Annotated in this window: 10 protein-coding genes and 2 pseudogenes; 5 read left to right on the forward strand and 7 right to left on the reverse strand. The window is 56.8% G+C overall.

Going from position 1 to position 14,860, the window contains the following annotated elements:
- Positions 1-48: 48 nt before the first annotated feature.
- The 6 genes and pseudogenes from serS to lrp all read right to left on the reverse strand — a co-directional run bounded on the left by serS (position 49) and on the right by lrp (position 7,504).
- Complete coding sequence (gene serS, locus GS12_RS15290) at positions 49-1,341, reverse strand: serine--tRNA ligase (RefSeq protein ID WP_034913788.1); 1,293 nt, start codon at positions 1,339-1,341, stop codon at positions 49-51.
- Positions 1,342-1,439: 98 nt separating this feature from the next.
- Positions 1,440-2,783 carry a replication-associated recombination protein A gene (locus GS12_RS15295; RefSeq protein WP_034948555.1) on the reverse strand — a complete coding sequence of 448 codons (1,344 nt, stop codon included), beginning with the start codon at positions 2,781-2,783 and terminating at the stop codon, positions 1,440-1,442.
- Between the two features lie 7 nt (positions 2,784-2,790).
- On the reverse strand, positions 2,791-3,402 hold the full coding sequence (lolA, locus tag GS12_RS15300; RefSeq protein ID WP_034948558.1) for an outer membrane lipoprotein chaperone LolA: 612 nt from the start codon (positions 3,400-3,402) through the stop codon (positions 2,791-2,793).
- A gap of 191 nt (positions 3,403-3,593) precedes the next feature.
- Positions 3,594-5,597 (reverse strand): annotated as a pseudogene (locus GS12_RS25320) (DNA translocase FtsK); the annotation flags it as partial.
- Positions 5,598-6,377: 780 nt separating this feature from the next.
- Positions 6,378-6,779 (reverse strand): annotated as a pseudogene (locus GS12_RS25325) (DNA translocase FtsK 4TM domain-containing protein); the annotation flags it as partial.
- Positions 6,780-7,009: 230 nt separating this feature from the next.
- Positions 7,010-7,504 (reverse strand): leucine-responsive transcriptional regulator Lrp, encoded by a 495-nt coding sequence (lrp, locus tag GS12_RS15310; RefSeq protein WP_006118610.1) that lies wholly within the window; start codon positions 7,502-7,504, stop codon positions 7,010-7,012.
- A 510-nt stretch (positions 7,505-8,014) separates the two neighbouring features.
- On the opposite strand from lrp, the gene trxB reads away from it, so the two are divergent.
- From trxB to infA, 5 genes are all read left to right on the forward strand, one after another.
- A complete protein-coding gene (trxB, locus tag GS12_RS15315; RefSeq protein ID WP_034913774.1) occupies positions 8,015-8,983 on the forward strand; it encodes a thioredoxin-disulfide reductase in 969 nt (322 codons plus the stop codon).
- A 130-nt stretch (positions 8,984-9,113) separates the two neighbouring features.
- A complete protein-coding gene (cydD, locus tag GS12_RS15320; RefSeq protein ID WP_034948568.1) occupies positions 9,114-10,883 on the forward strand; it encodes a heme ABC transporter permease/ATP-binding protein CydD in 1,770 nt (589 codons plus the stop codon).
- Positions 10,880-12,607 carry a heme ABC transporter ATP-binding protein/permease CydC gene (cydC, locus tag GS12_RS15325; RefSeq protein WP_034948563.1) on the forward strand — a complete coding sequence of 576 codons (1,728 nt, stop codon included), beginning with the start codon at positions 10,880-10,882 and terminating at the stop codon, positions 12,605-12,607. The genes cydD and cydC overlap by 4 nt, the downstream gene beginning before the upstream one ends.
- Before the next feature lie 31 nt (positions 12,608-12,638).
- The gene (gene aat / locus GS12_RS15330) at positions 12,639-13,331 is read left to right on the forward strand and encodes a leucyl/phenylalanyl-tRNA--protein transferase (RefSeq protein ID WP_034913768.1); all 693 of its coding nucleotides are present in this window, start codon (positions 12,639-12,641) and stop codon (positions 13,329-13,331) included.
- Positions 13,332-13,674: 343 nt separating this feature from the next.
- Positions 13,675-13,893 carry a translation initiation factor IF-1 gene (infA, locus tag GS12_RS15335; RefSeq protein ID WP_002211347.1) on the forward strand — a complete coding sequence of 73 codons (219 nt, stop codon included), beginning with the start codon at positions 13,675-13,677 and terminating at the stop codon, positions 13,891-13,893.
- Between the two features lie 92 nt (positions 13,894-13,985).
- Here the strand turns inward: infA and GS12_RS15340 are convergent.
- Positions 13,986-14,860: AAA family ATPase (locus GS12_RS15340; protein WP_034948571.1), on the reverse strand; the 875-nt coding region annotated here is incomplete at its 5' end.

Below are 14,860 nucleotides of genomic sequence, written 5' to 3' on the forward strand. Positions count from 1 at the left end.
CATAAAAAAACCCGCCGGGTGGCGGGTCTGATTTATGGCTCATGATGGCTAGCCGATGAACGCCAGACCTTTCATATAGGGCCGCAATACCTCCGGCACCGCGATACGGCCGTCGGCCTGCTGATAGTTTTCCAGCACTGCCACCAGCGTACGCCCCACCGCCAGGCCGGAACCGTTCAGCGTGTGAACAAGACGCGGTTTTTTCTCGGTTTTGGTACGGCAGCGAGCCTGCATTCTGCGCGCCTGGAAATCGCCCATGTTTGAACAGGAGGAGATTTCACGGTAGGTATCCTGCGCGGGCAGCCAGACTTCCAGATCGTAAGTTTTTGTGGAGCCAAAACCCATGTCGCCGGTACACAGCAGCACTTTCCTGTAAGGCAGATTTAGCAGCTGCAACACCTTTTCAGCATGCCCTACCAGCTCTTCAAGCGCCTGCATTGACTCTTCAGGCCGCGTGATTTGCACCATTTCGACTTTGTCGAACTGGTGCATGCGGATCAGGCCGCGCGTATCGCGTCCATAGGCACCCGCCTCAGAGCGGAAGCAGGGCGTGTGGGCGGTAAACTTCAGCGGCAGAAGCTCCTCTTCCAGGATCTCATCGCGCACAAGGTTGGTCAGCGGCACTTCGGACGTCGGAATCAGCGCGTAATCACTGCTTGATGCTTCTTCTTCCAGCGGACGTGTATGGAAGAGATCTTCGCCAAATTTCGGAAGCTGGCCGGTGCCGTACAGCGAAGCATGGTTCACCAGATAGGGCACGTAGGTTTCCAGATAACCGTGCTGTTCGGTGTGCAGATCGAGCATGAACTGGCTCAGCGCGCGGTGCATCAGCGCAACCTGCCCTTTCATTACCACAAAGCGCGAACCGGTCAGTTTGGTTGCGACAGCAAAGTCCAGGCCAGCGGCCATTTCACCCAGTTCAACGTGATCGCGGACGGCGAAATCATATTTTTTCGGCTCGCCCCAGCGGCTGATTTCCAGATTTTCACTGTCGTCTTTTCCCATTGGCACGTCGTCCGCCGGGATATTCGGGATGGCCAGCGAAACGTCGCGAATGGCATTTTGCAGCGTATCCAGTTCGGCTTTGGCCGCATCCAGACGCTCACCCAGCGCGTTAACTTCCTTACGCAATGGCTCGATATCTTCCCCACGCGCCTTCGCCTGGCCGATAGATTTGGATCGTGAATTACGCTCGGCCTGTAAGGTTTCCGTTTCCACCTGCAAAATTTTACGACGCTCTTCATGAGCGCGCAGCGTATCAACATCCAGCGTAAAGCCCCGGCGTGCCAGTTTTTCTGCGACTGCGTCTGGCTCGTTACGCAGCAGATTGGGATCGAGCATGCTTGTCCTGTGCTTATAAAATTGAGTGATTAAATGAGGGGACGCATTCGCACCGCGAATGCGTTGAATTCGTTACTAACCTTACCGCAACGCCACTTTTAGCGATAGCGTTTTGTCGGGCTAATTTGATCCTGTTCAGCGAGCCAGGCGAGCTTTTCACCAATCTTGCCCTCCAGCCCGCGTGCGGTCGGCTGGTAGTATCGGGTGAAGGCCATCTCAGGCGGAAAGTAATCCTCTCCAGCCGCATAGGCGTTAGGCTCATCGTGTGCGTAACGATACTCTGCGCCCAGGCCCATCTCTTTCATCAATTTTGTGGGCGCATTTCGCAGGTGTTCAGGCACGTCGAAATCCGCTTTTTCGCGCGCGTCGCGCATCGCGGCTTTAAAAGCGGTATAAACGGCGTTGCTTTTCGGCGCGCAGGCAAGATAGACAATCGCCTGCGCAATGGCCCGCTCGCCTTCGGCCGGCCCGACGCGGGTGAAACAGTCCCAGGCGGAAATTGCCACCTGCATGCCGCGCGGATCCGCGTTGCCGACGTCTTCCGAGGCAATCGCCAGCAGCCGACGCGCCACGTAAAGCGGATCGCCACCTGCGGTAATAATGCGTGCGTACCAATAGAGCGCGGCGTCTGGCGCAGAGCCGCGCACGGATTTATGCAGCGCAGAGATGAGGTCGTAATACCTGTCGCCTTTGTTATCGAATCTGGCACTGCGCTCACCGGACACTTCATTCAGCAGTGCGGGGGTCAGTTCACGCTTGCCTTTGCTGTCTGCCTCGGCCATATCGGCCATCATTTCCAGCGTGTTCAACGCGCGTCGCGCGTCGCCGTTGACCAGTTCGGCAATCATCCGGCGCGTGTTTTCCGGCAGCACGATGTCGCCGCCGTTGTAGCCCCGCTCGCCGTCGTTCATCGCCTGATCCAGCACCTTTTCGATATCGTCGCTGGTGAGGGATTTCAGCAGATAAACGCGCGCGCGTGAGAGCAGCGCCGAATTCAGTTCAAAGGAGGGATTTTCAGTGGTGGCACCAATAAAGGTGATGGTGCCGTCCTCAATGTGCGGCAGGAACGCGTCCTGCTGACTTTTATTGAAGCGATGCACCTCATCCACAAACAGGATGGTGCGGCGTCCCGCATTGCGGTTCTGCCGCGCGCGCTCAATGGCTTCGCGGATCTCTTTCACTCCCGACGTGACCGCCGAAATGCGCTCCACGTCGGCCTGGCCGTAGCGACCAATGATCTCCGCCAGCGTCGTTTTCCCCGTGCCCGGCGGCCCCCACAAAATCATCGAATGCAGATGCCCCGCTTCTATAGCGCGCGGCAGCGGCTTACCCGGCGCCAGCAGATGCTGCTGACCGATATATTCCGCCAGCGTACGTGGCCGCATTCGCGCGGCCAGTGGCTGGAATTCATTATGGGAAAAATCAAGTGGCAGGTTACTCACGCAAACCTCACTTACGCTGGTCGTCCAGCGTCACGCCTTTGGGCGGCGTAAACTGAAATTTGTCCGCGCTGACCGCACCGTTCTGCTGGCTTTTCAGCGTGTAGCTGCTGCGCTGACCGTCCTGCTCTATCGCACTGAACTGGTTGATGGTGCCGTTAGAAGAAACGTTTATCGTAAACTGTTTCAGGTTGCCATCGGCCGCTTTCGGGGTCAGCTCAAAGTTATCGCCAAGCTGTTTAATGTTGTACTGTTTCCAGTCACTGTTCTGGTTACGGGCAATCAGCATAAAAGGCGTATTGCTTGTCGCGTCTTTCAGCCAGGTTGCGCTCACCTGCTCGACAAAGGGATTATAAAACCACAGCGTTTTACCGTCGGAAATAATGACGCTTTCATCCGGCGCGGTCATGTGCCAGTTGAAAAGATTAGGACGCTTAACCCACAGTTCACCCTCGCCATCCTGTACCGACTGGCCGCCGCCGTCGGTGACTTTCTGCGTGAAGCTGGCATGGAACGTTTTGACTTTATCCAGGCGCTGCTGCAAATCAGAGGAAGCATCCGCCAGAACGCTGGCAGAAGAAAAAGCGGCAATCATACAGCATGACATCAGTAGTTTTTTCATTACGGCATCCTTTTTAAAACGCTTTTATCCCGATAGCGGGGGCGCATTCGTCGATAACTGTAGCCAGGCCAGCGCCATTTCAACAGAAGATTACGCTGAATGACGCTGGCAATATAAGAGGTTATGGGTGTCATGAAGCAAAAAATCAACGGGCCGGATAAATCCGGCCCGTCAGCGGCAGTAAAACTCTCTTATCTGCTAATTTCATGCGGCGGAGGAGACAACACCTCGCGGTTACCGTTGTGACCCGGCGAAGAGACAATGCTCTGCGCTTCCATCTGTTCGATAATACGTGCTGCACGGTTATAGCCAATGCGGAACTGACGCTGCACGCCGGAGATAGACGCGCGACGCTTTTCAACCACAAAGGCCACCGCCTGATCGAACAACGGATCGAGTTCCTCGTCGCCATCCAGCCCCGCGCCGCCGCTTTCGCTCTCTTCACCGGCGGTAATGCTGTCGATATACTGCGGACGACCGCGCGCTTTCCAGTCCTGCACAACCGCATGAACTTCCTGGTCGCGTACAAACGCGCCGTGAACACGCACCGGCATTGAGGAATTTGGCGGCATATAGAGCATGTCGCCCATCCCAAGCAGTGATTCCGCACCCGCCTGGTCAAGGATGGTGCGCGAGTCAATTTTGCTGGATACGGTAAAGGCAATGCGCGTTGGAATGTTGGCTTTGATCAGGCCGGTAATCACATCCACCGACGGACGCTGCGTCGCCAGCACCAGATGGATACCCGCCGCACGCGCCTTCTGCGCCAGACGCGCAATCAGCTCTTCAACCTTTTTACCCACCGCCATCATCAGATCGGCAAATTCATCAACCAGCACCACAATGTAAGGCAGTTTTTCCAGTACCGGCGGCGTGGCGTCCATGCTGTCGCCCGGCTTCCAGAACGGATCCGGGATCGGACGGCCCATCGCCTCAGCCTGCGCCACCTTCTCGTTATAACCGGCAAGGTTACGCACGCCGAGCGCCGACATCAGTTTATAGCGCCTTTCCATCTCGCCGACGCTCCAGCGCAGCGCGTTGGCCGCATCTTTCATGTCGGTAACAACTTCGGTCAGCAGATGAGGAATGCCTTCGTAAACCGACAGCTCAAGCATCTTCGGATCGATCATGATAAAGCGCACCTCTTCCGGAGTGGCTTTATACAGCATGCTGATGATCATCGCGTTAACGCCGACCGATTTACCTGAGCCAGTGGTACCCGCGACCAGCAGGTGCGGCATCTTCGCCAGATCGGCCACAACCGGCTGTCCGGCGATATCTTTACCCAGCACCACCGACAGCGGCGACGGATTGTCGCGGAACTTCGGGCACTCCAGCACTTCGCGCATGTAAACGGTCTGACGATGTTTGTTAGGCAACTCCAGGCCGACATAGGGCTTACCGGGAATGACTTCAACCACGCGAACCGCCACGGCAGAAAGCGAACGGGCCAGATCGCGGGAAAGATTTGAAATACGTGCGGCCTTCACGCCCGGCGCAAGATCCAACTCATAACGAGTGATCACCGGGCCAGGAGAAATGCCGACCACTTCGGCTTTGACGCGATAATCTGCCAGCCGCGCCTCAACAAGGCGGGCCGTTTGCTCCAGCGCAAGCTCATCAACCGGCTCCGCCTCAACCGGCGGCGCGGTGAGCAGATCCAGCGTGGGAAGCGGCGTGGTGGGTTTTTCCAGCGGCTGCTCATGGCGAACCAGAAAAGGATGGAACAGGCTATCGGCCGCTGGCGGTTTCGGCGCCTCGGGCTGTACGGCGGCCGGCTGCTGTGGCGCAGGCTCAGGGCGCTGCTGCTGCCATTGCGTTTGCTGCGCTGCGAGAGGCGCGGCATCCGCTTCCGGCGCCGCCGGGAGCGTGAACAGCGGCTCGCTTGGGCCATCGTCCACCAAATCGTCCATCGGTGAAAAGTCGAACGCGCCAGCGGTATCCAGCGAAAAAGTGGGCGCTTCGGCCGCTTTTTCGTCGTCGTAACGCTGCTGTTGCTGAGCGGCAAATTCACGAGCCAGCGCGGCCTGCTGAAGCGCATCGTCGTCAGGAGCCGACACTTCTTCGCCATAGCGTGCCTGCTGCTGCGCCATAAAGGCCTCGCGCAGGTGTGCTTCTTCCAGCGCATCGGCATCATTGACGTTAGCGGGCGCAACCGGCGCACGCTGTTCTGCTTCTTTCGCTTTTTCCTCGGCTACGCGTTGGGAAGGTAATTTGATGCCATACGATGCCAGTTCGCGCCGCGTGGGCAGCTTAACCGGATTCGGACGTGGCAGAGAGGGGCCAATCCCCTTCTTGACCTGCGGATTGCTCTCTTCACTGGTCGCGCTGAATGCAGGCATAAAGGTGATGGCTGCGGCAGAGGCGGCGGCGACGCTGGCGGTATCATTCAGGTCGGCAGCGTTACTGATGATGTCAGCAGGCTGCGAGGCGGCCGCCGTTGAGAAATCAAATGGCGACGCGGATGCGGCGTCGCGCCAGTTCCCCATACGGGGCGCATCGTCTTCTTCTGCTTTTACGGGAACAGAAGGCGCTGGCGTTTCTGCCGGAACGTCAAAACGGTAAAGTTCGGGCTTCTCGTCAACGGGGGCGATAGTCGGCGAAATAACGCTTTCGACTGGCGCAGCTTCAGGCGAGACCTTTACGCTGTCCGGCTGCGGTCTGGTCAGCAGAACGTCATCCTCTGGCATCTGCGCGGGCGCAACCGGCACATCGTGCGTCTGCGGCGGCGCAGCTAACAGAACGTCATCGTCCTGCGCTTTTTTCGGTGCGGCCAACAGCGGATCGTCTTCAGTGGACGGTTTCAGAAGCGGTTCAGCGTCATCAACGTATTCTTCGTCTTCTTCGTCTTCTTCCCAGCGTTCGTCGCGGCGGGAGCGGTTGCTGGCAAAGGTCAGTACGCCCATTACCGCGCCGCCGATCTTCTCGGCAATGGTCAACCATGACCAGCCGGTATAGAGCGTCAGGCCCGCCGCCCATACCACGAGCAGCGTCAGCGTGCCGCCGGGGCCGTTAAACCACGGCACCATCGCGCTGCTGATCAGGCTGCCGATAACGCCGCCGGAGGCAAAATACCAGATATCATCAGCATTCAGTGCTGCCAGCCCACAGGAGGTCACCACCAGCGCCAGCACGCCGATAAGCCGAAGCGAGACGGCGAAATAGTCGATATAGTCCTGTGAATGGCGCTGCCTGAACGTTATCCAGCACAGGCCAAGTATGACCGGAGGAATGGCGTAGGCCATCACGCCAAAGATGAAAAACAGCGTATCGGCCAGCCAGGCGCCAATGCCGCCGCCCAGATTATGGATAGGTTCATGCCAGGCGGTTTGCGACCAGCTTGGATCGGAAGGATTGAAGCTCAGCAACGCGACCATCAGATAGACGGCGAAAAGAGCGACAATGATCAACAGCGCTTCCAGCAGGCGACGCCCGCTGCTCAGTGGCTGTAGGGAAACTTCTTTATCTTCTGTGTATTCCTGGCTCAAGAGTTCTCTCCAGGTGCCTGTAAACTATGAAGGCAACAGCGCCGGACGTTGCCGACGCTGAACCTGTATGAATTCACAGGAGTGTACCGAAATCTGACAGCAATTGCACCTGCCCTCTTTTAGCGCGTTTTAATCACTAAGCGATTACTTTGCTTCACTTCTTCCATCACCACATAGGTGCGGGTGTCGTTGACGCCCGGCAGACGGAGCAGGGTTTCGCCCAGCAGTTTACGATAGGCAGACATATCCGGCACGCGCGTTTTAAGCAGATAGTCGAAATCACCGGAAACAAGGTGACACTCTTGAGTTTCCTCAAGTTTTTGCACCGCGGCATTAAATTGTTCAAATACATCCGGCGCGCCACGATTCAGAGTAATCTCAACGAAGACCAGCAATGACGCATCCAGATAGTGCGGATTTAACTGCGCGGTGTAGCCCAGTATAAATCCCTGCCTTTCAAGGCGACGCACGCGCTCCAGACAAGGCGTCGGCGACAGCCCTACCCGTTTAGACAGTTCGACATTAGAAATTCGTCCGTCTTTTTGTAGTTCATTCAGAATGTTACGGTCAATTCTGTCGAGATCTTTACCGGGTCGTTTTTTATTGTCTACCATTATTATTGTCTCTCTTAATGCTATCCCTTTACCTGCCGTACCCTGATGCGCCAGGGTTGTTTAGGTGAAGACTAACGCCTGCTGCGATTAACACGCCCATCCGTATGACGCATGCTGCCTGTCCGCCGCATGCGTCATGACCAATGACAGACTGAGATTATTCGGCCTGAAGACTCGCGCATGCCAGAAACCTGCCCGAATTGCCTGAATACGCTCCGCTTCACTGACTGTTTTCGCAAAACATCAGCCGATTGTCAAAGCAAAACAGCTTAAATCAGTACAACGTGCCAGATACATCCCTTCCCGACTGTTTTTAAATAAATATTTTTACCTTTTTGCACCATCAGACATCATTGTATGCACGCTGGTGGCGCACCGCTCCCCATCGTGGCACGATAGGAAATTGGTTTACCCTTTTGCACCCATCGTTAACAAAATCGCACAATACTTTTTTTGCCAGGGTAAATTCCTTACAATCGAAAACAATAACCGATTAAAAAAGAGGGGCTCATGAGCACGGCCAAACACAGTAAATTACTCATTCTGGGTTCCGGTCCAGCAGGCTACACCGCTGCCGTCTATGCTGCGCGCGCTAATCTGCATCCGGTATTGATTACCGGGCTGGAAAAAGGCGGCCAGTTGACCACCACCACTGAAGTAGAGAACTGGCCCGGCGATCCTCACGACTTAACCGGTCCGCTGCTGATGGAGCGCATGCAGGAGCACGCCGAGAAGTTCAATACTGAAATCATTTTCGATCACATTCACACGGTGGATTTGCAGAATCGTCCCTTCCGCCTGACCGGCGACAGCGCGGAATACACCGCCGATGCGCTGATTATTGCTACCGGCGCCTCCGCACGCTATCTGGGTCTGCCGTCGGAAGAAGCTTTTAAAGGCCGCGGCGTCTCCGCCTGCGCAACCTGCGATGGCTTCTTTTATCGCAATCAAAAAGTGGCGGTGATCGGCGGCGGCAATACCGCCGTCGAAGAAGCGCTTTACCTGGCAAACATTGCTTCAGAAGTGCATCTGATCCACCGCCGCGACAGCTTCAGAGCAGAGAAAATCCTGATCGATCGTCTGATGGACAAGGTGCGTAACGGCAATATCGTTTTGCATACTGACCACACGCTGGAAGAGGTTATGGGCGATCAGATGGGCGTCAGCAGCCTGCGCTTGCGCGCCACTCGTGACGATCAGCAGACAAAAGTGCTGGAGGTTGCCGGTCTGTTTGTTGCTATCGGCCACAGCCCTAATACGGCCATTTTTAACGGTCAGCTTGCGCTTGAAAACGGCTATATCAAAGTGCATTCGGGTCTGCAAGGCAACGCCACGCAAACCAGCATTCCTGGCGTTTTTGCCGCAGGCGACGTAATGGATCATATCTATCGTCAGGCGATCACCTCCGCAGGCACCGGCTGTATGGCCGCGCTGGATGCGGAGCGCTATCTGGACGGATTAGTTAAAAACGATAGCTAAGTTGTTAAAATGATGTATCAACCTTCCCCAAGGCGGCCGCAACAGGTCGCCTTTTTATTTGCCTCATTGTACCATTAGCCACTTTCTCCTCCGTTCAAATCAGGAACGGCTTCCCGCTTACCGGTAGATGATGGACAGAACACGGCAGCAACAGCTACTTCGCTGGTTAAAAAGTCAGAGCTCGCAGGGTAAACGCTGGTTACAGTTGACGAAAGTGCTGGGCATGCTCAGCGCCCTGCTTATTGTCTGTCAGGCCTGGCTGCTGGCTTCATTGCTTCAGGCGCTGATTGTCGCAGGCACGCCGCGCGCCGAATTGCTCACGTCCTTCGCTTTGCTGCTGGCCTGTTTTCTGCTGCGCGCGCTGCTGGCATGGGCGCGCGAAAAAGTCGGGTTCGAATACGGGCGCGCTATTCGTCAGGCGCTGCGGCGCACCGTGCTCGACAGGCTGAACGCGCTTGGCCCGGCGTGGATCCAGGGTAAGCCCGCCGGAAGCTGGGCAACGCTGCTGCTGGAACAGATCGACGACATGCAGGATTACTATGCGCGTTATCAGCCACAGATGCTGCTGGCGGTATTTATTCCCTGCGCAATTTTGCTGGCGCTGTTCCCTGTTAACTGGGCAGCCGGGCTGATTTTAGTGGCAACGGCTCCGCTGATCCCGTTATTCATGGCGCTGGTGGGTATGGGCGCCGCCGATGCCAACCGACGCAATTTTAAAGCGCTGGCGCGCCTCAGCGGCTATTTTCTCGATCGTTTACAGGGGCTTGAAACGCTTCGCCTGTTTCACCGTGGGGAAGCGGAGCGCGTACATATTCAGCGCGCCTCGCAGGATTTTCGTCAACGAACGATGGACGTGCTGCGGCTCGCGTTTCTCTCCTCCGCGGTACTGGAATTTTTTGCCTCGCTGTCGATTGCCGTGGTGGCGGTTTACTTCGGATTCTCCTACCTTGGCGAACTCAATTTTGGTCATTACGGCGCTGGCGTCACGCTCTTCGCCGGCTTTCTGGCGCTGATCCTCGCACCTGAGTTTTTCCAGCCGCTGCGCGACATGGGCGCGTTTTATCATGCCAAAGCGCAGGCGGTGGGCGGCGCGGAAGCGCTTGAAGCGTTTCTTAATGCAGAAATCGCCTCGCCGATCCGTCAGGGCAGGCAAACTTTTAACGCTGACGCGAACATGTCAATTCACGCTGACAACCTGACCATAACCAGCGTCGGCGGAACCGTGCTGGCGGGGCCGCTGAATTTTCACATTGCGCCCGGCAGGCGCGTGGCGCTGGTCGGTCAAAGCGGCGCGGGGAAAACCTCACTGCTCAACGTGCTGCTTGGCTATCTTCCCTATCAGGGATCATTACAGATTAACGGCGTCGAACTGCGCGATATTTCGCCGTCCTTCTGGCAGCAACAGCTTGCCTGGGTCGGGCAGAATCCACATCTGCCTGCTGATACGCTGCGTGAGAACATCGTGATGAACGGCACAGAAGACGGCAGCAGGCTCGAGGGTATCGTTGAGCAGGCGGGCGTTGCAGAGTTTTTGCCTGACTTGTCCAATGGCCTCGACAGCAAAATCGGCGAGCAGGCGGGCAATCTTTCAGTCGGCCAGGCGCAGCGCATTGCCGTGGCGCGTGCGCTTTATAAATCCTGCCGTCTACTGCTGCTCGACGAACCGGGCGCCAGCCTTGACCGCCGCAGCGAGCAACACGTCAATCAGGCGCTGCTGGATGCCTCTTTCCAACAAACCACCCTGCTGATAACCCATCAGCTCGACCGTCTGCATGAGTGGGACGAGGTGTGGCTGATGCGTGAAGGCAAAATTATTCAACAGGGAACGTATGAGCAGCTTTCACAACGGCCCGGCGCGTTTAACACCCTGATGACGCACCGGCAGGAGACTATTCAATGAAGGTTCTGGCGCCTTTTTTAGCGCTTTATCGACGTCACCTCTGGCGGCTTTCGCTGGGGATAGTGCTGGCGATTGTCACCCTGCTGGCCAGTATTGGCCTGCTGACGCTGTCAGGCTGGTTTCTGGCCGCCTCATCGCTGGCGGGCCTGGCAGGACTCTACACCTTCAATTATATGCTGCCTGCCGCAGGCGTACGCGGCGCGGCCATTATTCGCACCGCCGCACGCTATTTTGAGCGTCTGGTCAGCCATGACGGCACTTTCAGGGTGCTGGAACACCTGCGCGTGTTCACCTTCAGTAAGCTGATGCCGCTGTCGCCTGCGGGCCTGAGCCGCTATCAACAGGGCGAACTGCTTAATCGTCTGGTGGCGGACGTGGATACCCTCGATCACCTCTATTTGCGCGTGATCTCTCCGCTGGCGGGCGCGCTGCTGGTCACGGTTGTGGTCACCGTCGGCCTGAGCTGGCTCGATATGCCGCTGGCCCTGACGCTGGGCGGTATCATGCTGCTGACCATACTGCTGTTGCCGCCGCTGTTTTATCGTGCGGGACGGCCCGCAGGCGAAGCCATTGCCCGGCTACGGGGCGAGTATCGTTCACAGCTCACCCGCTGGCTACGCGGGCAGACGGAACTGACGCTGTATGGTGCAGAATCCGACTTCCGCGCCAGGCTGGACAAAACAGAAGCGCAGTGGTTGCAGGCGCAACAGCGGCAGGCAGGGCTTTCCGGTTTTTCTGTTGCGCTGTTAACTATTATCACCGGCTGCACCCTGGTGTTGATGCTGTGGCTGGCGGCGGGCGGCGTTGGCGCACAAACGCAGCCCGGCGCGCTGATTGCCCTGTTCGTATTTTGTACGCTGGCGGCGTTTGAAGCACTTGCGCCGGTCGGCGGCGCTTTTCAGCACCTTGGGCAGGTGATGGCCTCGGCCCGGCGCATCACGCAGATTCTCTCTCAGACGCCGGCGGTGCAATTTCCCGGGGGGCGTAGCGGGGATTTAGCCAGCGTCAGCCTGTCGCTGCGCGACGTCAGCTTTAGCTACGACGCGGGCAACGCGGCCCTGCATCATTTCACCCTCGACGTCGCTCGCGGCGAACACATTGCGCTACTCGGCCGCACCGGCTGCGGAAAATCAACCCTGCTTCAGCTGTTAACCCGCGGCCGGGACGCACAGGCCGGAGCAATCCTGCTTAACGGCAGGCCCCTGAGCCAGATTGATGAAGCCTCGCTTCGCGCCGCCACCAGCGTGGTGACGCAGCGCGTGCATCTGTTTAGCGCCACGCTGCGCGATAATCTTTTGCTGGCATCGCCCGCCAGCAGCGACGCGCAGCTGTGCGAGGTGCTTCAGCAGGTTGGCCTTCAGACGCTGCTCAAGGATCGCCAGGGACTGAATGCGTGGCTGGGCGAAGGCGGCAGGCAGCTTTCCGGCGGCGAACTGCGCCGTCTGGCACTTGCCCGAGCACTGCTCCACGACGGCAGCCTTCTGTTACTGGATGAGCCCACAGAGGGGCTCGACGCGGAAACCGAGCGCCATATATTGTCGCTGCTGCGCGAGGTTGCCAGAAACAAAACGCTGATCATGGTGACGCATCGTCTTCAGGGGCTGCACCACTTCGATAAAATTTGCGTTATGGATAACGGACAGATCCTTGAGCAGGGAAATCATGCTGAGTTAATCGCAAAACGCGGACGCTACTGGTATTTTCATCAGCGGTTTACGCTATAGTCATAGCTCTCATACGACTGAGATTTTCAACATGCGGCTGATCCAACTCTCACGGGATTCAATCAATTTTCCTCCGCCGGAAATGGCCCTGCGCGAGCCAAACGGCCTGCTGGCAATGGGCGGGGATTTGAGCCCGCCGCGTCTGCTTAACGCTTATCAGCAGGGGATTTTCCCCTGGTTTTCGCCGGGCGATCCTATTTTGTGGTGGTCGCCCGATCCGCGCGCGGTGCTCTACCCGGAAAAATTCCATCTCAGCCGCAGCATGAAGCGTTTTCATCAGCGCTCGCCGTATCGGGTCACGCTCAATCAACATTTCCACGGGGTGATTGAAGGCTGCGCCAGCGATCGCGCTGAAGGCACCTGGATCACACCGGAGGTTAAACGAGCCTGGCTACAGCTGTTTGACACGGGACACGCTCAGTCGGTTGAAGTGTGGCTTGAAAAAGAGCTGGTCGGTGGCATGTATGGGCTTGAGCTGGGGCAAATTTTTTGCGGGGAATCGATGTTCAGCCGCTGTGAAAACGCGTCGAAAACGGCCGTGCTGGTTTTCAGCGACTACTTCCGGCGTCAGGGCGGCAGGCTAATAGATTGTCAGGTATTAAATGCGCATACCGCCTCGCTCGGCGCGGAAGAGATCGCGCGCGTGGATTATCTCAGGCAGGTTCATAAGCTGGCGCAAAGGCCGGTTGCCGAAGGGTGCTGGCAGCAACAGACGCTTTTTTAGCGCAGCGGAACAATGTTTTACACGCAAAGCCCGATAAGGGTGATATAATAATGCCCGTTTGGTATGTCGTCCGCCCTGAGCCCTACTGTGGCAGGCCCGGACTGGCCGGGAATATTAACGCACTTTATCCGATTTCATAACGCGCTTAAGCGAGCACGCTTTGTCCGCAATTCCCCCCACCCTGACACCAAAATACGACACAGTTTTAACGTAAACGCCTCTGTGCCTGTCTGACGCAGAGGCGTTAATGCTGGTGAAACCACCAACAATTGTTTACATAATACCTGGAATTCGGCATTATCTTGCCGGTTTAAAACCAAGGTTGTGACACCCAGAGGATTCGATGGCCAAAGAAGACAATATTGAAATGCAGGGTACCGTACTGGATACGTTACCTAACACCATGTTCCGCGTAGAGCTTGAAAATGGACACGTGGTTACCGCTCATATCTCCGGTAAAATGCGTAAAAACTATATCCGCATCCTGACGGGCGACAAAGTCACTGTAGAGCTGACCCCGTACGACCTGAGCAAAGGCCGCATTGTCTTCCGCAGTCGTTAATATGCTTTCATTCGCGCTGCCGCTTTCGCCGCTGCGCCCATAAAAAAAGGCCGGAATTTCCGGCCTTTTTGTTGAGCAGGTTTAACGCGTTATCAGTGAACCGTGCCTTCCGTTTTGCGCTTCTCAGCACTGAGGAAGTGATACGTTAGCTGATTTTGCTCTTTGTCCAGCGCGACAGAGACCGAACCGCCGTCCACCAGCGAACCAAACAGCAGCTCGTTAGCCAGCGGTTTCTTCAGGCTTTCCTGCACGGTATGCGCCATCGGACGCGCGCCCATCGCTTTGTCGTAGCCTTTCGCTGCCAGCCAGTCACGCGCTTCGTCGCTGACTTCCAGCGACACGCCCTTCGCATCCAGCTGCGCCTGAAGCTCGACGATGAACTTGTCCACAACCTGATGGATCACCTCAGTATCAAGGTGTTTGAACCAGATAATGTTGTCGAGACGGTTACGGAACTCCGGCGTGAAGATTTTCTTGATCTCTTCCATCGCATCAGTGCTGTTATCCTGTTGGATCAGACCGATAGATTTACGCTCCGTTTCACGCACGCCGGCGTTGGTGGTCATCACCACGACCACGTTGCGGAAATCGGCTTTGCGGCCGTTGTTATCGGTCAGCATGCCGTTATCCATCACCTGAAGCAGCAGGTTGAACACGTCCGGATGCGCTTTTTCAATCTCATCAAGCAGCACCACCGCGTGCGGATGCTTGATAACCGCATCCGTCAGCAGACCGCCCTGATCGAAGCCGACGTAGCCCGGAGGCGCACCAATTAAGCGGCTGACGGTATGACGCTCCATGTACTCCGACATATCAAAACGCAGCAGTTCAATGCCTAACGCCTTCGCCAGTTGCACGGTGACCTCGGTCTTACCGACGCCGGTTGGGCCGGCAAACAGGAAGGAACCGACAGGCTTGCGATCCTGGCCCAATCCGGCGCGACTCATTTTGATCGCTTCGGTTAACG

The organism is Erwinia oleae, from assembly GCF_000770305.1.
Taxonomy (GTDB): domain Bacteria; phylum Pseudomonadota; class Gammaproteobacteria; order Enterobacterales; family Enterobacteriaceae; genus Erwinia; species Erwinia oleae.